This window comes from Bacteroides sp. AM16-13, from assembly GCF_003602705.1.
Classification (GTDB): domain Bacteria; phylum Bacteroidota; class Bacteroidia; order Bacteroidales; family Bacteroidaceae; genus Bacteroides; species Bacteroides xylanisolvens.
Window position 1 is genome coordinate 16,455 of sequence record NZ_QTLK01000010.1, and the last position, 18,896, is coordinate 35,350.

Below are 18,896 nucleotides of genomic sequence, written 5' to 3' on the forward strand. Positions count from 1 at the left end.
GAAAAATATATGAAGTATACGGTTTTAATATCCTTACTCTTTTGGGTGTTCGATGGCATAAAGGCCCAGTCGGTTCGTGAAGTAGATATATGTATATATGGTGGTACATCCGCGGGTGTCATTGCGGCATATACGGCTAAGAATATGGGGAAGAGTGTCATTCTTATCGAACCTCGCCGTAATCTGGGTGGGATGACTTCCGGAGGATTGGGATATACGGATATCGGCAATAAATATGTGGTAAAAGGATTGGCCTTGGATTTTTATCGTAAACTGGGAACGCACTATGGTAAGCTTGAGCAGTGGATTTTTGAACCTAAAGTAGCAGAATCTATTTTTGTCGATTATATAAATAAGGCAGAGATAGAAACTTGGTATGAATATCGTATCGTATCTTCTACAGTGGCTGAAAGGGAGATAAATGAAATAATGCTGGAGAATACATATAATCCGCAGCCGGCAACAAACAGGAGTGTTCGGGCTAAAGTGTTTATAGACTGTTCATATGAGGGAGATTTGATGGCACGGGCGGGTGTGTCATATATGACCGGACGTGAGTCTAATGCTACTTATGGTGAGACTCTAAACGGAGTTCAAATACATAAAGGTCATCAATTTAATCGAAAAGTTGATCCTTATAAGATTAAGGGTGATCCGACAAGCGGTTTGTTGTGGGGAATACATCATACTGTTCCTCAACCTACGGGCAGCGGTGATAAGAAGATACAAGCTTATAATTTCAGGATTACTTTGACCAACAATCCGAGAAATAGAATACCCATTACCCGGCCGGAAAACTATGATTCGAAGAAATATGAATTATTGGTTCGCTTGAAAGAAGTGGAGCCTTGGAAAGGGTTACAAGATGTTTTTATCTGGAGTTTGATGCCCGGCGATAAGACTGATATCAATAATAAAGGTGCTTTTTCTACGGATATGATTGGTGCTAATTGGGAATATCCGGAAGCCTCTTATGAAAAAAGAGACAGTATTTGGCAAGAACATGTGGATTATACGAAGGGATTGCTTTATTTTGTCGGGCATGATAGAAGGATTCCAAAGGAGATCAGGCGCGAAATGAGGGAATGGGGTTATCCGAAAGATGAATTTGTAGGCAATGGGCATTGGTCACATCAGTTGTATGTTCGTGAGGCGCGCAGAATGCTTGGAGAAGTGGTGATGACTCAGCAGCATTGTGTCGGAAAGAAGACATGTGACGATGGCATTGGTTGGGCTGCTTATACTATGGATTCGCATAATTGTGACAGACACGTTATCAATGGCTTTGTAAAGAATGAGGGAAATGTCGAAGTCGGTGGTTTCAAACCTTATCCGATTTCCTATCGCTGCATAGTTCCCCGTCGGGAAGAAGTCAGGAATCTTCTGGTACCGGTTTGTCTTTCCGCTTCTCATATAGCTTATGGCTCTATTCGTATGGAACCGGTTTTTATGGTACTGGCACAGTCATCGGCAGTAGCGGCAAGTCTCGCCATAGATAAAAAATGTGATGTGCAAGAAGTTTGTGTGTCTGACATTAAACGGTTGCTGGACGAAAATCCTTATTCCGACGGCCGACCGGGAGATATACTGGTGGATGATGACCAGGCAGCGTATGTTCAGATGACCGGAGACTGGAAAACGAAACAGAAACCCGGATATGGACTTACATTCCGTACGCATGAGTCGGATGGCAGGAATATAGCCAAAGTGAGATATCAGCTTCCGATAAAGAAGGAAGGATTGTATAAAGTCTATATTTATTCTCCCAAGATGAAGCAAGCGGATACGTATACTGTCAGGATTGGAAATGGTAGGGGTACACGGCACATTATAGTGACTCCTAACGCTTTGAAGATAGAAGGCCAAACCACCGGAGAATGGTATTTGCTGGATGAATGTCATTTTGAACCTTCTGAGCAAGGGTATGTAGAGATCTCCAGTGAGAATGCCATAGGAACTGTGCCGGCCGATGCGGTATTGTTAGTTCCCCAATTTGAATAAGAAATATTATCAACTATGAAAACGAAAACACTATTAATCTTATGGATTGCTTTTTTATCTTTTGAAAGAGGTAATTCTCAGAGCTTGTTTATGGAGGCTTCTCCTGAAATAGAAGAAAAGGTAGAAAAGTTGCTACAGCAAATGACACTAGCTGAGAAGATCGGTCAGCTCAATCAGAGTAATGCGAATGGAGTGGCAACGGGGCCGCAGAAAGCACAGGATGACTTTTACAAGCAATTGGAAGCCGGGCGTATAGGGTCGATATTGAATATAGCGGGTGTAGAAGAAATCAGAAAGTACCAGGAAATAGCGGTAACAAGATCTCGTTTGAAGATTCCCTTGCTGTTCGGGTATGACGTGATTCATGGATATAAAACGATATTTCCGATACCTCTGGCCGAATCATGTAGCTGGGATTTGGAATTAATGGAAAAGTCTGCAAGAATTGCAGCTAAAGAGGCTGCTGCAGCAGGACTACACTGGACTTTTGCACCAATGATTGATGTTTCCAGAGATCCTCGTTGGGGACGTGTATTGGAAGGAGCAGGAGAGGATACTTGGCTGACTTCCCGGGTAGCGGAAGCTAAGGTTCGTGGATATCAGTGGAATTTGGGTAGCAATGAGTCGGTGCTGGCATGTGCCAAACATTTTGCGGCTTATGGATTGCCGCAGGCGGGAAAAGATTATGGGACTGTAGATATTAGTGAACGCACGTTGGAAGAGATTTATCTGCCTCCGTTCAAAGCGGCGGTGGAGGCAGGGGTAGCAACTTTTATGCCGGCATTTAATGATATTGCAGGTGTACCATGCACTGCGAATAAATGGTTATTGACAGAGGTCTTGCGGAATCGTTGGAAGTTTAAAGGGGTTGTAGTGAGCGATTGGGGAGCTATATGGCAGTTGGTGCCACATGGAATGGCTCACGGTTCCAAGCAAGCCGTAGAACTATCAATCAATGCAGGAGTAGATATGGATATGGCAGACGGGGAATATAACAGGCACGCTTTAGCTCTGATCAATGAAGGGAAAGTGACTGTTGGGCAAATTGATGAAATGGTACGCAGGATTCTTCGCATGAAATTCAAGTTGGGTTTATTTGATGACCCTTTCCGTTTTTGTGATGTGAAGCGGGAAAAAAGGGTTATTAGAAATTGTGACTTTATAGCTGAGGCACGTAAGGCGGCGCAAAAATCTATTGTACTGTTGAAGAATGAGAATTATCTTCTGCCTCTGGCTAAAGATATAAAAAGTATCGCTGTGGTCGGACCATTGGCTGATAATAAGCAGTATCTGAGAGATTACTGGGCTGGGAAAGGAGAAGTAAATGATTATGTAACCTTGTTGGAAGGATTGAAAAACAACTTGCCTTCGCATATAAAAATCAATTATGCAAAAGGATGTGACGTTACCGGAACAGACTGTTCTTTCTTTTCCGAAGCAGTAGAAGCAGCTAACCAATCGGAACTGGTCATTGCAGCTATCGGGGAGAGGGCCTCTATGAGCGGAGAAGACGCAAGTCGGGCGGATATATCTATCCCAGGGGTACAAGAAGAATTGGTACAAGCTCTGTTGGATACGGGAAAGCCTGTAGTGGTAGTTCTGATGAATGGACGTCCATTGACAATTTCAAAGTTGACAGAGCAGGTTCCCGCTATAGTAGAAGGCTGGTTCTTAGGTACGGAAACCGGAAATGCAATTGCGGATGTGCTCTTGGGTAAATATAATCCCTCCGGCAAACTCACGATGAGTTTCCCTCGTAATGTGGGGCAAATTCCCGTTTTCTATAATTACAGGCAGTCCGGTCGTCCGGGAACCGATAAACTGACAAAGTGGACGAATCGTTTTATTGATTCTCCTGTATCTCCATTGTATCCTTTCGGATATGGGTTAAGTTATACTACTTTCTCCTATTCTGCTCCTCGGGTTAGCCAAAAAGAGTTCTCGACCAATGAGATACTCAAAGTGAGTGTCGATGTAACTAATACCGGTCAATATGACGGAGAGGAAACGATTCAACTTTATATTCGTGATGTCATTGCAAGTGTGACTCGCCCGGTGAAAGAGTTGAAAGGATTTAAGAAAATATTCTTAAGAAAGGGAGAGACCCGTACTGTTGGATTCGAATTGCGTGCGGAGGATTTGTCTTTTCTTAGTCAGGATATGGAGCCTGTTATTGAATCCGGAGAATTTATTCTTATGACAGGACCTAATTCGAAAGATGTACAATCAGTAAAAGTAAAATTTGTAAAACCCTAAATTATAATGTGTAGCCTATGAGAAACAGTTGAATGATTATCTATGAAAAGCAGATTTTTTCTGCATTGTGAAGTTACAATAATTAATTAACATTTATCGATATTATGATTGAAATACACAGTTGTCGTATAACCTACGTATTTTTAAAGAAACTGTTTGTGGCATGTTTCTTTGGAATGAGTTTTAGCATTCCCGTATTTGCAGAAGATTACGGAATGCATAATTACGAATCGAGCCAACAGAAACAGGCTCAAACGAAAAAGTCTATTATGGTGAAAGGAAAAGTGGTTGATGAACAAGGTGAACCTTTGCCGGGGGTAAATATTGTTGTAGCGGGGGGAACCCGTGGAGTTGCGACCGACCTTGACGGTTCGTTCACCATAGCTGTATTGCCCACAGACGCACTACAAGTCTCTTATTTGGGAATGGAAGACATGACTGTGGCGATTAAAGGAAGGACTGAGTTGATAATTACTATGCGTACAAAACCGGATGAGCTTGATGAGGTAACGGTGGTTGCATTTGCCAAGCAGAAAAAAGAAAGCGTTATTGCATCGGTTTCTACTGTAAAACCCGCAGAGCTTAAAGTCCCTAGTTCCAATCTTACTACTGCTTTGGCCGGAAGGGTGGCAGGACTCATTGCTTACCAACGTAGTGGTGAACCCGGTTCGGACGATGCCAGTTTCTTTGTACGTGGAGTTACTTCGTTCACATATGCCAGAGGACCGCTGATTCTGATTGACGGGGTAGAAATGTCATCTTCGGATTTAGCACGGCTGCAGGTAGACGATATTGCCAGTTTTTCTATTATGAAGGATGCGGCAGCAACTGCTTTATATGGTGCGCGCGGAGCAAATGGCGTTATACTTGTTACGACGAAAGAAGGTAAAGAGGGAAAGGCCAGCATTTCTTTCCGTTATGAGTCTTCTCTTTCTGCACCGACTTCCAAGATAGAATTGGCAGATCCTATCACCTATATGAAACTAAATAATGAGGCTATTCTTACGCGTAATCCGATGCAGGCGGTGCCTTATTCTATGGAGAAGATTGAGATGACACAAAGAGGGGCTAATCCTCTGATTTATCCGGCTAACGATTGGAACGAGATTATGTTTAAGAACTTTGCCGTCAATCATCGGGCGAATTTTAATGTGAGTGGCGGGGGAAAAGTGGCGAGATATTACATTGCGGGTTCTTTTACGCAAGACCAGGGAGTTATCCGATCTACAAAAAACAGTGACAATGCCATTGATTTGAAAAAGTATCTGCTTCGTTCCAATATAAATATTAACTTGACAAAAACTACAGAGGCTGTAGTTCGTTTGCATGGTGCTTTTGAAGATTATAATGGTCCGATTGTGAGTGGTAATGATTTATATTCCAGAGTAATGCGTAGTGATCCGGTAGCATTTCCCGCTTATTATGCACCGGATGCTGCAAATGCCTATAAAGAGCATATTCTTTTTGGTAATACAGACCAAGGGCAGTATATCAATCCGTATGCAGACATGGTGAAAGGGTTTAAAAATTATTCCCGCTCTACAATGATGGCGCAGTTTGAAGTAAAGCAAAAATTGGATTTTATAACCAAGGGCTTGAATGCGCGTGCCTTATTCAGTACAAACAGATATGCTTATTTTGTACAGACCCGCGAATATACACCTTACTATTATGCGGTGAGTATGTATGATAAAATCAATGATACTTATGTGCTGAATTGCTTGAATCCCGATAAGGGGTCTGAGTGGCTGAGCTATACGGAAGGAAGCAAACAAGTAAATGCTACCACTTATTTTGAAGCAGCTATTAATTATGATCGTGTGTTTGGGAATCATGGCGTGAGTGGTTTGTTGGTTTATAATATGCGCAATTATTTGTCGGGAAATGCGGGAAGTTTGCTTCTTTCGTTGCCTCACAGGAATATGGGGGTATCCGGTCGTTTTACTTATAATTATGATAGTCGTTATTTCTTGGAAGGTAACTTTGGATATAATGGTTCGGAGCGTTTTGCTAAAAATAATCGTTGGGGCTTTTTCCCTTCTATCGGTTTCGGTTGGATTCTGACCAATGAACCATTTTGGTTGAATAGAACAGATGGGTGGAAACATGCGATTTCAAAATTGAAACTGAAAGCTACGTATGGACTTGTTGGTAACGACCAGATAGGTAAAGATGAAGACCGTTTTTTCTACCAGTCGGATGTGAATGTGAACGATTCCGGTAGGAAATATATATGGGGACAAGATTTCGGATATACAGTGAATGGAGTCAGCATCAAGCGTTATGCTAATGAATCTATCGGTTGGGAAATATCGAAGAAGATGAATGTAGGTATCGAGCTGGGTTTATTCGATAAAGTGGAAATACAGGCTGATTATTATACAGAAAGACGTTCGAACATATTGATGAGCAGGGCGGATATTCCTGCAACGATGGGGCTGCAACAAACTCCGCAGGCAAATATCGGGAAGGCTGAAGGACATGGTTTTGATATGTCTATAGACTTGAATCATTCGTTTACTAAAGACTTCTGGATTACAGGGCGTGCCAATTTTACCTATTCTAAATCAAAGTATAAAGTATATGAGGAACCTGATTATTCGTCTACTCCTTGGCGTTCAAAAGTGGGGAGACCCATTTCTCAACAATGGGGATATGTGGCAGAGCGTTTGTTTGTAGATGAGCAAGATGTGGCAAGTTCGCCGGTGCAATCTTTCGGAACTTATATGGGTGGTGATATTAAGTATAAAGACATTAATGGTGATGATAAAATTACAGAAGCGGATATGGTGCCTATTGGTTATCCTACCACCCCGGAGATTGTCTATGGTTTTGGTTTGAGTACAGGTTATAAAGGTTTTGACTTTTCGTTCTTCTTTCAGGGATTAGGACGCGAATCTTTCTGGATTGACGCTAAGAAAACTTCTCCTTTTGTCGATACGGACGACAATTCTTCCATTGTTTCGAAGAATGCCCTGCTTAAAGTGTATGCAGATGACCATTGGTCGGAAGATAACCGTAATGTAAAAGCATTATGGCCTAGATTGTCCGGCACATTAGTGGAGAACAATATTCAACGCAGCACTTGGTTCATGAGAGATGGTTCTTTTTTGCGCCTTAAGTCGGTGGAACTGGGATATAAGGTTCCTGATAAATATACGAGACGGGCTCACATAACCAATTTGAGAATCTATGCTAGCGGAACTAATCTGCTGACGTTTAGCAAGTTCAAACTTTGGGACCCGGAAATGGCCGGTGATGGAATGAGATATCCGGTGCAAAGAGTATATAACCTCGGTATTCAACTATCCTTCTAAAAACATGCAATTATGAGAAAAATTCAAGTTATATTATTATCAATGACGATGGCGGTCTTATCAGCATGTGCTGATTATCTGGATATTGTGCCGGATAATGTACCGACTATGGAACATGCGTTTAAAGACCGGGTAAGTGCGGAACGTTTTCTTGCCACAATCTATCAATATATGCCACAAATAGGGCATCCGATGTATGACCCGGCACTATTGGGAAGTGACGAATATGGAACGAACCAGAATGATTATCATCTCAATCTCTTTCATTATTGGGGAGACAGGATGAAACTCGGTGAGCAAAACACGAACGATCCTATTATGAATTATTGGGAGGGACGAAATGACGCACGTAATCTTTATATCGCTTTGAGAGATTGTAATATCTTTCTTGAGAATATCGGTAAGGTGGGGCCCGACTTGAACGATGAGGACAGGGCACGTTGGATAGCGGAAGTAAAGTTCTTGAAAGCATTCTATCATTTTTATCTGCTCAGGATGTATGGTCCTATTCCTCTGGTAAAAGAGAATTTGCCGATAGGTAGTTCTTCGGAAGAAGTAAGGGTATATAGGGATACATTTGATGATTGTGTTGATTATATCTGTCAGCTTTGTGAGGAAGCGATTCCGGATCTTCCTTTGAGCATCACCGATGTGATAAATGAAATGGGACGTATTACACGTCCGATTGCCGCTACCTTATTGGCGGAAGCGAGAGTGACCGGTGCCAGTCCGTTGTTTAATGGAAATCCTGATTTTCAGGATCTGACAGATAACAGGGGTATGAAGCTGTTTTCGGAAGAAGACCCTAATAAATGGAATGTAGCTGCTGTAGCCTGCAAGGAGGCTGTAGAGATATGCAAAGAGGCAGGAATCAGTCAATTATATGAGTTTAATGATTCGCGCTATGATTTGTCGGAGGAAACGCGGCGAGGCATGAGTATTCGCGGTGCATCCACCGAGAAATGGAATGAAGAATTGATTTGGGGTAATCCGGTAAACACATCCGCGCAGTTGCAGCAACGCATACTTCCCTGTTTTAAGGATAAGGACTGGAGCCATACTTCAGGTCCCATACCGGAGGTGTATCCGACATTCCGCATGGCAGAGTTGTTTTATTCGCAGAACGGAGTACCTATCGAGGAAGATGTGAATTATGATCATCCGCATCGTTATCAGGTAGTGACTGTTGGAGACGACCATACTTACTATATCAAAAAAGGTGAGAGAACTGCTTATTTAAACCTTTATCGTGAACCTCGTTTCTATGCAGACTTGGGATTTGATCGTGGTTACTGGTTTGGCAATGGTAGGACAAAAGATGTGGGAAAAGGGACGGCTTCCGAGACTCCGTGGATTGTAGCGGCAAAAAAAGGACAAATGTCCGGAAAGACCAAAGAAACTACCTATTCCCGTTCGGGATACTTTTGTAAGAAGATGGTGCATTTCGAGGCGGCTACTGATGCGAACGGAAAAGCTACTTATGCACGTACTACTTATCCGCTTATGCGGCTTGCCGATTTATATCTGCTTTATGCGGAGGCATTGAATGAGTCGTTGAATGAACCGAATGATGAAGTATACTATTATATTGATGAGGTACGTAAGCGTGCCGGCTTGAAGGGAGTGAAAGAGAGTTGGAGCAACTACTCCAGGAATCCGGATAAGCCTCTTACAAAGATAGGTATGCGAGACATTATCCGTCAGGAGAGAATGATTGAATTATCTTTCGAAAGCAAGCGCTTCTGGGATGTAAGGAGATGGAAACTGGCTCATATCTACTATAATCAAGTAGAAAGAGGATGGAATGTACATCAGAGCACAGAACAGGAATATTATAATGTGATTACGGTTCAGCCTTTACAGTTCACTACCAAGCAGTATTTGTGGCCTATCCGTGAAGCAGAATTGATGAAAAATTCAAATCTAATACAAAATCCGTATTGGGACTAATTAATATGGCAAAATATGAAAACAGTATATAATGCATTATTTGTATTGCTTCTTCTCACTGTGTTTAGTGGTTGTAAGGAGGAATATATCGGCCAATATCCGGTGGATAGCGTGGCCCCGAAACAAGTATCAAATGTGCAGGTGCAAAATATGAAAGGGCGGGTTGTTTTGACTTACACTTTGCCGGAAGAAGATGATTTGTTGTGTGTTACGGCACGGTATGTGTTGCAAAATGGAGTGAAGCGAGAGATGTCCAGTTCGGCTTATTCGAACAAAATCGAATTAAAAGGTTTCGGAAAGGGACGCAAGTATCAGGTTGAACTTTATTCAATAGATAAGAGCTATAATGAGTCGGCTCCTTGTGTAGTAGAGGTGGAGCCTGAAGACTCTCCGATTTATGATGTTTTTCACACATTGCAACTTTTTGATGCATTCGGAGGCGTAAAATTACATTGGGAAAATCCATTAAAAGAGAATGTCGTTTTGGGGGCAATGATGAAGGAAAGTGATGGAACTTGGAAACACGTCGAGACTATCTATTCATCGGAAGCGGTGGCAGATAAGGCTATTCGCGGATTGGATGCGAAACCAGCGGATTTTGCTTTTTATTTTCGCGATATTTATGATAATCATACCGATACCCTCTATAAAGAAATGACTCCTCTTTTTGAGGAAGAAATGGATAAGTCGAAGTTTATGGAATTCCCGTTGGGTAAGTATTTTACTCATAACAACTTCGGTAGCAAGTCAATGACGGGGATGTGGAACAATGTGTATAATGTAGAAAAGGATTTGTTCTATATTTCTGCCGGTACAGGAATGAAGCCTTACTTCTCTTTTGATATGGGTGTGGAAAGTAAGCTGTCGCGGTTTAGATTGTGGACTCGTTTGCAGTATATGTATAGATTGCATCATTTGCGTACCTTTACCGTGTATGGTACGAATGATGCGGCAGTAACAAAAGATCCCGATAACTGGGAAGGATGGATAAAATTGATGGATTGTGAATCGTTCCGTCCATCCGGGCAGATAATAGGAGGAGAACCGAATGCTGAGGAAAAGGAACATATGCTTGCGGGAGAAGAATGGGAATTTCCTGTGGATGTGCCGAAAGTGCGCTATCTGAAATTCCAGATACACACCACTTGGGGAGATACGGATGGTGCATTTATCAACGAGATATCATTATGGGGTAGTACTAAATAAAGAAAAAACAGTATGAAACAATTATATTTTATTGTTGCTTGTATGTGCATGATCTGGCTGGCAGCCTGTTCGGATATGAACGATGTACATGATATATATCTGAAAAATGGGGAGACTGTCTATATCGGAAGAGTAGATTCTATTCATGTCTTCAGTGGTAGAGAAAGGGTAAAGATTCGTTATTGGGTGACCGATCCCAGAGCCAAGCATCTGGAAGTATTGTGGAATCACGGTAAAGAGTCGGCCGTATTCGATATTCCGGCACATGACCCTTTAGAGGGATTGGATATAATGATTGGCGAAAATGGGTCTTCTATAGCGGAAGGAGATTATACATTTACGTTTTATACTCATGACGATAAAGAACACCGCTCTATCAGATATGAACAGTTGTTGAAAGTATATGGAGCTCAATATGAGCTGACGCTTAACAATCGTATCGTAAAGAAACTTACGAAAGGAGATAATGAATTGACTATCGAGTGGGGAGGAAGTAATAGTGACCAAGAGATCGGCGTTGAAGTGTTTTATACGGATTTGTCCGGAAAGCAAGCATCAGTTCGTAAGCCTACGGAAGAATTGGGAAGTGCGACAAAAATTGTAGGTATTGACCTTTCCCGGAAAGTGACATATTGTACTTGGTATAAGCCTGGCGAGGAAGTGATAGATGACTTTCATGCTGCGATTTTGGAATTACAGTTATAAGATAGGTAGATGATAATAACGGGGAGGGCGCATTTTTTAACTTTGGTAGCCCTCCTTCTTTTTATTTTTCGGAATAAATTAATTAAATAGATGAGAAAACTCTTAGTATTGTTTTTAATGGCAGTTTCTATAACTTCCCTATCGGCTAAAGTTGTATTGCCGGATATTATAGCCAGTCATATGGTATTGCAGCAATGTGACTCAATAAAATTGTGGGGACATGGCTCTTCAGGGACAGTCATTAAAATTACTCCTTCATGGGGACAGAAAACATATAAAACAGTTGTAAATGAAAAAGGGGAGTGGCAAGTGGCGGTCTATACTCCTTCTGCCGGTGGACCATATAATATAGTGTTCGATGATGGTGACAAAATAATCCTAGAAAATGTTTTAATAGGGGAGGTGTGGTTATGCTCGGGGCAGTCTAATATGGGAATGCCGATGAAAGGATTTCCGGGACAGCCTGTTGCCTATGCGAATGATTACATAACCCGGGCTAAGAAAGAAGTGCCGCTTCGAATATATACAGTAAGCAATCATTCCAGTGCAGTGCCTTTGGAACATAGCGGAGGCCAGTGGAAATGTCATGACTCAGGTGCTGTGGCCAATTGCAGTGCTACAGCCTATTTTTTTGGTAAATATTTGCAAGAAGTGTTGGGAATCCCGGTGGGTATTGTCATTTCTGCCTGGAATGGTTCGAATATTGAAACATGGATGAGCCGGGAAAGTTTCCGGGCATTGGATATACTTTCTGTTGCCAAACGTCCTGTTCATCAAATGCCTTCTCTTTTATATAATGCAATGATTTATCCCATTCGCAATCTGGCGGTGAAAGGTATGATTTGGTATCAGGGAGAGGCAAATCGTAATAAGCCTGAAGAATATGCCAGGTTGTTTCCTGCTTTTGTACAGGATATTCGTAATACATTTCAGAAACCCGAACTTCCTTTCTACTATGTACAGATAGCTCCTTTTGCATATAGTTCATCGGAAGGCATTGAAGGAGCTTCTTTAAGAGAGGTACAGCTAAAGTGTGCCTCCCAAATACCTCATTCAGGCATGGTGGTGACTCTTGATATTGGGGAACAAGGCTGCATTCATCCGGCTAAAAAGAAAGAAGTGGGAGAACGTTTGGCTTATTATGCATTGGCCAAAACTTACGGTTATAAGTATACTTGCTATACGGGACCTGAATATCGTTCGATGACAGTCCGGGAGAATAGAGCCATCTTGAAATTTAGTACACCCTTGGCGTATGGAGTAGGACCTGTCGGACAAGAATTGAATGGTTTTGAAGTTGCGGGCAGTGACCGGAAGTTTTATCCGGGCAAAGCTGTAGTGGATTCAAAATCTTCGTCCGTTATAGTTCATAGCGAGAAAGTCAGCGTACCTGTTGCAGTAAGGTACGCTTATAGAAATTATGTAGAGGCTTCTCTTTTTAGTGAGTGTGGCTTGCCTGCTTCTTCATTCAGAACGGACGATTGGTAGAATATCTTTTGTATCCGGTAGGGATATAACATGTAAGGAGGTCACTGAACCTCAAAACTTCCCTTCAGCCGAATATTCTGCGAAGAAACTCTCACCCATCACGCCTAAGAAACTCCCGTTTCTACGGTAAACTGATTATTCTTGTCTCATAATCCCAAGTCTTGGGGGTGAGGGTGAAATCTTCACGGTGCATGGCTAATTCTACCACTTCATATCTCTGTAACTTTCCACCATACATAAAAAATATCCCCTTCATTTTATTTCAGTTCTCTGATGGCTTTTGCTACTCCATAGAGAATACGTTCCAGATAGTAAAGTTCACGAGTGTTCTGAACCTCGATGATGATTATTTCATCCTTATCGTTTTTAGCTTTGATATCTACATGGTTGAATTTATCATCGGCTACTTGCTGATTACTTTTACTTTTGAGTATCTCGATGATTTTCACCAAGTAGCACTGTGAGGAAACCTTCTAAAATGCAGAAATTAGTTCTATGACGGAACAGTCTCTTTATTGCCCATTCAAACGAATATACTTGTCCGCTTGTCCATATCGTTTCTGCTTTTTAAGTGGAGGATATTAATTCGTGTATTCTGTTTACTTGCATATAATATTCAGTGTTTGATTTCCGCATTGCATACGGAAATCTCCTTGTTCCAGTACCCATTGCCCGTCGGAATTGACAAAAGCCAAGTCGCTGCCTTTGATGGATAGAGTGACAGTTTGGGTTTCGCCCGGTTGCAGTTCCACCTTTTTGAAGGCTCGTAACCGACGGTTTTCGGGAGTAAGCGAAGCCACAAGATCACTGCTGAATAGCATGACAACTTCTTTTCCGGTATATTTACCGGTATTGGTTATATCTATGGAAAAGTGCAAATCATCTCCTGCGGTAAACGAAGATTTGTCCGTTTGGAAGTTGCTGTATTCGAAAGTGGTGTAGCTCAATCCGTATCCGAAAGGCCATTGAACGGAGACTACCGCATTGTAGTCGTAAGCTCCTTCCATTTTGTCCATCTCTTCACTCACCCGATAATCGTAGGTAGTCAGTGCTGCTTCGTGTCGCGGATATGTGTAAGGCATCTTGGCACTGGGGTTCACGTCTCCTGCCAGAATGTTCGCTAATGCATCGCCACCATAGTTTCCGGGTAATAGAATGTCAATAACAGCATCAGCCAATGGCTCCAACTCGTTGATAATGCGGGGACGACCCTCATTGAGTATCAGGATGATCGGTTTTCCTGTCGTGGCAAGTGTCTTTACCAGTTTGCTTTGGTTGGCAGAGATGGCAAGTTCGGAAAGATTACCGGGTGTTTCGCAATATGAATTTTCACCGATGCAGGCGATAATAATATCCACGTTGCGGGCGGCAGCCACAGCTTTCTCAATCTCCGGTTCATTTTCTTCCATGTAAGCACCTTCGGGTTTGTAGGTTACGCCCTGTTCCAGACGGACATGATCGGCTCCGAATTTGTTGCAGATTGCTTCGTAAATGGTGTTATATTTGTCGGCAAATCTGTCGGTCAGATGTCCTTGCCACGAATAGCTCCAACCGCCGTTCAAGCAACGCATAGAGTTGGCGTTCGGACCGGTTACCAGTAGCTTTTTCCCTTGAGGAAGCGGAAGAATATTATCTTTATTTTTTAGCAATACTTCCGATTCTTCGGCTGCATGAAGTGCGATAAGTGCATGCTCCTTGCTGCCGAAGAGAGGATAATCTTTCAATAAAGTGTTCGGATGATCGAACAGACCCAGACGGAATTTAAGTCTAAGCACCCGGCGGACGGCATCGTCAATACGGCTCATGGGTATTTTCTTCTCTTGCACTAACTCTTTTAGTAGTGTACAATAATTGAGATCATACGGTTCCATAGCCATGTCTATACCTGCATTGATTGCCATTTCGATGGCTTCTTTTTTGTTTGCCGCCACATGTTCGCGGGTATAAAGATTGTTGATGTCCGCCCAGTCGGTGATTAACATTCCGTCCCATCCCAAGTCTTCTTTCAGCCATTGTGTAAGGAGTTCGCGGTCGGCGTGCACAGGCTTTCCGTTGATGGAACCACTGTTGACCATTATAGTCAGTGCACCAGCTTCCACACAAGCCTTGAACGGTGCAAAACATTTCTCACGCAGTTCGGAAACCGATATATAAGCCGGTGTGCGGTCTTTACCGGTACGTGGCATGCTGTATCCCATGTAATGTTTCACGGAGGTGGCGATTCGGTCGGCGGGAATATGGTTAGGATCATCTCCTTGGAAGCCTCGGACGGCAGTGCTGCCCATAATGGCATTGACTAAACAGTCTTCTCCATAATTCTCCCATACACGCGGCCAACGGGGATCACGTGCCATATCGACGGTGGGGGAGTATGTCCAAGGACAATTGCTAGCCCTTGTTTCATAAGCCGTTACACGTGCTGCTTCGTAGGTCAAATCCGGATTGAAGGCAGCACCCATATTGATATTTTGAGGAAAGAGCGTTCCGCCCAATGTATAGGTAGTACCATGATTCTGATCCAGTCCGTAGATACATGGAATACCAATCTCCGTCATCGACAGTTCTTGTATTCGACTGATAATCTCGTTCCACTTTTCAGGGCTTTGTGCTACCGGGCCGGGAGCATTTAGAAACGAACCTACCTTGTATTCAGCAATCGCTTTGTGGAGTTTTGCCTCGTCCAATTGAAATTCACCATTTATCGTCTCTCCTAATACATCAATGGCAAGCTCGGTCATCTGTCCAATCTTGGCATCGAGGTCCATCTTTGATAGAAGCTCTTCCACTTGTTGTTCTATTTTAGCGTCTTCAGGAATGGCAGTGGGAACTGCCTGTTTGGAACAGGCAGTCATTGCGATAGATGCGGTCATTAATATAATATTTCTTAGTTTCATTATGATTTGTTTTTAAGTAGCATCGTTTATGTAATCTGTCATTCAGAGGGCTTTAACCCGAAGAATGACAGATACTTATGGTATGAATGATTTTTAAACTTACTTAGGAACATTATTTCACGGTTACCAGGTCTACATAATAGCCATGACCTACACAGATGAATCCGTTTTCAGCTTGAATCATATTCAGCATGTCTTGGGTCAGTGTCAGTGCGTATTCACCGTTTTCCGAGAAGTTTATCGGGTCTGTGAAGTACGACCAATTACCAGTAGCAAGTCGCATCTGATGATATTCGGCAGTAGGTTCTATGGAGTAGACTACTTTCAGTGTTGATCCGGCTGTGATACCGGCAAATACATCCATTGGAATCAAACCAAAAGTTTTGTTGGGATCACCGTCCGGCTTATCCCACGAAACGTAATGGTGTCCTGACCAAAGCGTTATTTCGGTAGATACGGTCACAGTCTGTTCGGTAGTCGTAGCATTGTCGTTCAAGAACTGCACAGCCTCTCCGCTACGGGCTTTGCCTGTCAGCGTATAGCTTCCATCAGACAAATCCGGACAAGTCAGCGTAACTTCCGTAGAAGATTGATTGCTGAATTGAGACACCGTCTGTCCGCCGATAGTTAGAGAAGCGATGTTTTCAAGATTGATACCGGAAATGGTCCAGTCCATGTTGGCAGTAGCCCGGTTAGCCCCCGAAATGACAAGGGAAGCATTGGTCACTTTCACCATGTCGGCTCCATATTCATTGCCGCCGGCATCTTGCAGAACGATGCGGTAATCGCCTTCGCTTACGCCTGTCGGAACGATGTATTCCAGATAGTTCTCGTCTTCCGATTCAACATAAGTAGGATCGGTGATTGTGTTTCCTCCCAAGAGGATGGCTGTTACGTTCTGTAAATTACTGCCATATAAACGGGCAGTCTTACCGGGAGATACAATTCTCTCAAAGGCTATTTCTTTAGATTGAGGGTCATCAGCCAATGGGTTGACCACCACTAATCCTTCACGGGAAGTCTTCTTCCCTTTCACAGTTTCTACTTCTATTTTCAAATTATACGTACCGGCTTTCAGACTACGGTTGATTTCTTTGTCGGAGTCGGTACCCGATTCTACTTCCTGCCCATCAATGAACCAGGTTACTGTGGTGTAATCTTTCGGAGTCACGGTCAGCGCGATGGATAAGTTCGCATCCCGGCTGATGTTGGCGAATGTAGCCAATTGCCCGTTCGTTCTGTCAGGGAATACCGGGGCAAGGATATGCGGATCATCATTTTCCGTCACCGTAGCGAACGGTTCTTCCTCGGTGCATGCAGTAAATGTGGAGCCTACAGCGAGTAGGGCAAATAGTGCAATATATATCTTTTTCATAATGGATGATTGTTTAATAGTTAGTTTTCAGTATCCCACCACAGAAGGCTGTGCCAATTGTCTGTTCCTCCCATGCGCTCGATGGCTTCATTGTAGCTTTTCTTATTATAGGAAGATTCCAATACAGGATAGCAGAGACGTACCGGAATTTCCGTTCCACCGGTGAGGTATTGTCCGAACCCATATTCTGCCGGTGATTTCAACTTCGGATAACCGGAACGACGCACGTTTGCCCAACATTCGGCAGGATTGGTAAAGTGAAGAATCCAGGCCTGTGTATTGATAGCTTCAAGTTTCAGATTGTCCGTATGTCCGAACGTCCCTCTACCTTGAATGAATGCATCAAACTCTGCATCAGTAGTAGCCGTGCAACCGTAGTTGTCTGTCAGGAAATCCATAGCTGCACGCACTCCTTGCTTGTAAAGATCTTCTGCCGACACACTGCCGACATTCCATTTTTTCACGGTAGCTTCCGCCATCAGGAATTTCACTTCTGCAGAGGTCATCACTACGCCCGGATTGTCGCTTTTTAGGAAATTATTGGCAAGTTTGGGTTCCACTTCACGAGCCATGGTTGCTGTAACAGAAGGGTTGTTAACGGCTAATTCCTTACAAATATCGCTGTCGTATCCTGTAGGCCATGGCTCCCACGAGTAGGCACCCGGGTTGCGCGGACTGAAATCAATCCCTTTTTCAATCATCTCCTGGGTGATGTCGACACGATTGTCGGGACTGGTGGCACTCATCAGCCCGTCATAATAACAACGGGAAATTTTGAATGTACGAGGGTCACCGGATTGGCGTAGCTGATTAAAGAAAGTGGAGCAGAGGTAACTTGGATTATTAGCGGGGTCGTTGCCGAACAATAACTGTGACAATGAATTTCCGCGATAATCAGAGTAAGCTTCTTGTCCGAAACTAAATGCGATTGTCATGTATTTGATGAGCGCATCGCTTGAGGCGTCCGTTATCACACCCCCATTGGCAACCAAAGCATTTTCAAATTCCGTTTGTGCCTTTGTAGGATTGACATTGGAGATTCGCATGGCAAAACGTAGGCGAAGCGAGTTTGCCAGTTGTTGCCATTTAGTTACGTCACCGGCATAGATGAGGTCACCTGTCACTTTATCTTTGGTCGGATCGATTTTATTGACGGCATCTTCCAGCTCCAGAAAGAAAGCGTTGTAAATATCTTCCTGTTTGTCATACTTCGGATTGAACTTTCCTTCGAGGAATCCCAGGCCGGCTTCACTGAAAGGAGCGTCTCCGTAAGTGTCGGTGATGATAGACATAAGATAAACCCGATAAATGCGGAGCACAGAGTTGATGTTCACTTTCTCTGCATCTTCGGCTGTGCGATATTGAGCATCAATGATATTCTTCAGGGATTGAGTGTAGAACGATGTCCAGATACGGCTCATTTCATTATTGTCTAGCGTATGGCGTCCGCCGTAGTTGGTGGTGTTCCAACATCCCATCAGTTGTTGGGTGAATGCATAATGGTAGTTACGGTAGATTTCCATCATACTAAGGTCTCCGTACGTTTGCAGTTGGGCAGTGGTGAGCTGCGCATTCGGGTCGATGGTAGCGGCCTTGGAAGGGTCGGTATTCATGTTTTCCATGTATTCATCGCTGCAAGAAGCGAAAAACAGGGCACATGCCATCGTGATGATTGTGATGTATTTAGATTGTCTCATGATATAT

The 18,896-nt window shown here is 43.1% G+C and carries 11 protein-coding genes and 1 pseudogene; 7 read left to right on the forward strand and 5 right to left on the reverse strand.

Annotated features, from left to right (window positions below; all coding sequences use genetic code 11):
- The first annotated feature begins 9 nt into the window (after positions 1 to 9).
- From DW173_RS10080 to DW173_RS10110, 7 genes are all read left to right on the forward strand, one after another.
- Positions 10 to 2,001 (forward strand): FAD-dependent oxidoreductase, encoded by a 1,992-nt coding sequence (locus DW173_RS10080; protein WP_118407068.1) that lies wholly within the window; start codon positions 10 to 12, stop codon positions 1,999 to 2,001.
- Positions 2,002 to 2,016: 15 nt separating this feature from the next.
- On the forward strand, positions 2,017 to 4,257 hold the full coding sequence (locus DW173_RS10085) for a glycoside hydrolase family 3 N-terminal domain-containing protein (protein WP_120144389.1): 2,241 nt from the start codon (positions 2,017 to 2,019) through the stop codon (positions 4,255 to 4,257).
- 104 nt (positions 4,258 to 4,361) lie between these two features.
- Complete coding sequence (locus DW173_RS10090; protein ID WP_004298568.1) at positions 4,362 to 7,574, forward strand: SusC/RagA family TonB-linked outer membrane protein; 3,213 nt, start codon at positions 4,362 to 4,364, stop codon at positions 7,572 to 7,574.
- 12 nt (positions 7,575 to 7,586) lie between these two features.
- Positions 7,587 to 9,524, forward strand: coding sequence for a RagB/SusD family nutrient uptake outer membrane protein (locus DW173_RS10095; RefSeq protein ID WP_004298567.1), 1,938 nt, complete (start codon positions 7,587 to 7,589; stop codon positions 9,522 to 9,524).
- Between the two features lie 15 nt (positions 9,525 to 9,539).
- A complete protein-coding gene (locus DW173_RS10100) occupies positions 9,540 to 10,730 on the forward strand; it encodes a DUF5000 domain-containing lipoprotein (RefSeq protein WP_004298566.1) in 1,191 nt (396 codons plus the stop codon).
- A gap of 12 nt (positions 10,731 to 10,742) precedes the next feature.
- On the forward strand, positions 10,743 to 11,435 hold the full coding sequence (locus DW173_RS10105; RefSeq protein ID WP_004298565.1) for a DUF4998 domain-containing protein: 693 nt from the start codon (positions 10,743 to 10,745) through the stop codon (positions 11,433 to 11,435).
- 90 nt (positions 11,436 to 11,525) lie between these two features.
- Positions 11,526 to 12,923 (forward strand): sialate O-acetylesterase, encoded by a 1,398-nt coding sequence (locus DW173_RS10110; protein ID WP_120144390.1) that lies wholly within the window; start codon positions 11,526 to 11,528, stop codon positions 12,921 to 12,923.
- 121 nt (positions 12,924 to 13,044) lie between these two features.
- Here DW173_RS10110 and DW173_RS24325 read toward each other — a convergent pair whose 3' ends face one another.
- The 5 genes and pseudogenes from DW173_RS24325 to DW173_RS10130 all read right to left on the reverse strand — a co-directional run bounded on the left by DW173_RS24325 (position 13,045) and on the right by DW173_RS10130 (position 18,889).
- The gene (locus tag DW173_RS24325; RefSeq protein ID WP_004298563.1) at positions 13,045 to 13,179 is read right to left on the reverse strand and encodes a hypothetical protein; all 135 of its coding nucleotides are present in this window, start codon (positions 13,177 to 13,179) and stop codon (positions 13,045 to 13,047) included.
- Positions 13,180 to 13,189: 10 nt separating this feature from the next.
- Positions 13,190 to 13,456, reverse strand: a pseudogene (locus tag DW173_RS10115) (PD-(D/E)XK nuclease family transposase); the annotation flags it as partial.
- Between the two features lie 66 nt (positions 13,457 to 13,522).
- Positions 13,523 to 15,817 (reverse strand): glycoside hydrolase family 3 N-terminal domain-containing protein, encoded by a 2,295-nt coding sequence (locus DW173_RS10120; RefSeq protein WP_120144391.1) that lies wholly within the window; start codon positions 15,815 to 15,817, stop codon positions 13,523 to 13,525.
- A 112-nt stretch (positions 15,818 to 15,929) separates the two neighbouring features.
- Positions 15,930 to 17,192, reverse strand: coding sequence for a hypothetical protein (locus DW173_RS10125; protein WP_120144392.1), 1,263 nt, complete (start codon positions 17,190 to 17,192; stop codon positions 15,930 to 15,932).
- A 20-nt stretch (positions 17,193 to 17,212) separates the two neighbouring features.
- Positions 17,213 to 18,889 (reverse strand): SusD/RagB family nutrient-binding outer membrane lipoprotein, encoded by a 1,677-nt coding sequence (locus tag DW173_RS10130; protein ID WP_120144393.1) that lies wholly within the window; start codon positions 18,887 to 18,889, stop codon positions 17,213 to 17,215.
- Positions 18,890 to 18,896: the final 7 nt, after the last annotated feature.

Bases quoted from the DNA above. Each gene is read 5' to 3' on its own strand.
- DW173_RS10080 (WP_118407068.1), top strand. From the start codon at position 10: ATGAAGTATACGGTTTTAATATCCTTACTCTTTTGGGTGTTCGATGGC.
- DW173_RS10085 (WP_120144389.1), top strand. From the start codon at position 2,017: ATGAAAACGAAAACACTATTAATCTTATGGATTGCTTTTTTATCTTTT.
- DW173_RS10090 (WP_004298568.1), top strand. From the start codon at position 4,362: ATGATTGAAATACACAGTTGTCGTATAACCTACGTATTTTTAAAGAAA.
- DW173_RS10095 (WP_004298567.1), top strand. From the start codon at position 7,587: ATGAGAAAAATTCAAGTTATATTATTATCAATGACGATGGCGGTCTTA.
- DW173_RS10100 (WP_004298566.1), top strand. From the start codon at position 9,540: ATGAAAACAGTATATAATGCATTATTTGTATTGCTTCTTCTCACTGTG.
- DW173_RS10105 (WP_004298565.1), top strand. From the start codon at position 10,743: ATGAAACAATTATATTTTATTGTTGCTTGTATGTGCATGATCTGGCTG.
- DW173_RS10110 (WP_120144390.1), top strand. From the start codon at position 11,526: ATGAGAAAACTCTTAGTATTGTTTTTAATGGCAGTTTCTATAACTTCC.
- DW173_RS24325 (WP_004298563.1), bottom strand. From the start codon at position 13,179: ATGAAGGGGATATTTTTTATGTATGGTGGAAAGTTACAGAGATATGAA.
- DW173_RS10120 (WP_120144391.1), bottom strand. From the start codon at position 15,817: ATGAAACTAAGAAATATTATATTAATGACCGCATCTATCGCAATGACT.
- DW173_RS10125 (WP_120144392.1), bottom strand. From the start codon at position 17,192: ATGAAAAAGATATATATTGCACTATTTGCCCTACTCGCTGTAGGCTCC.
- DW173_RS10130 (WP_120144393.1), bottom strand. From the start codon at position 18,889: ATGAGACAATCTAAATACATCACAATCATCACGATGGCATGTGCCCTG.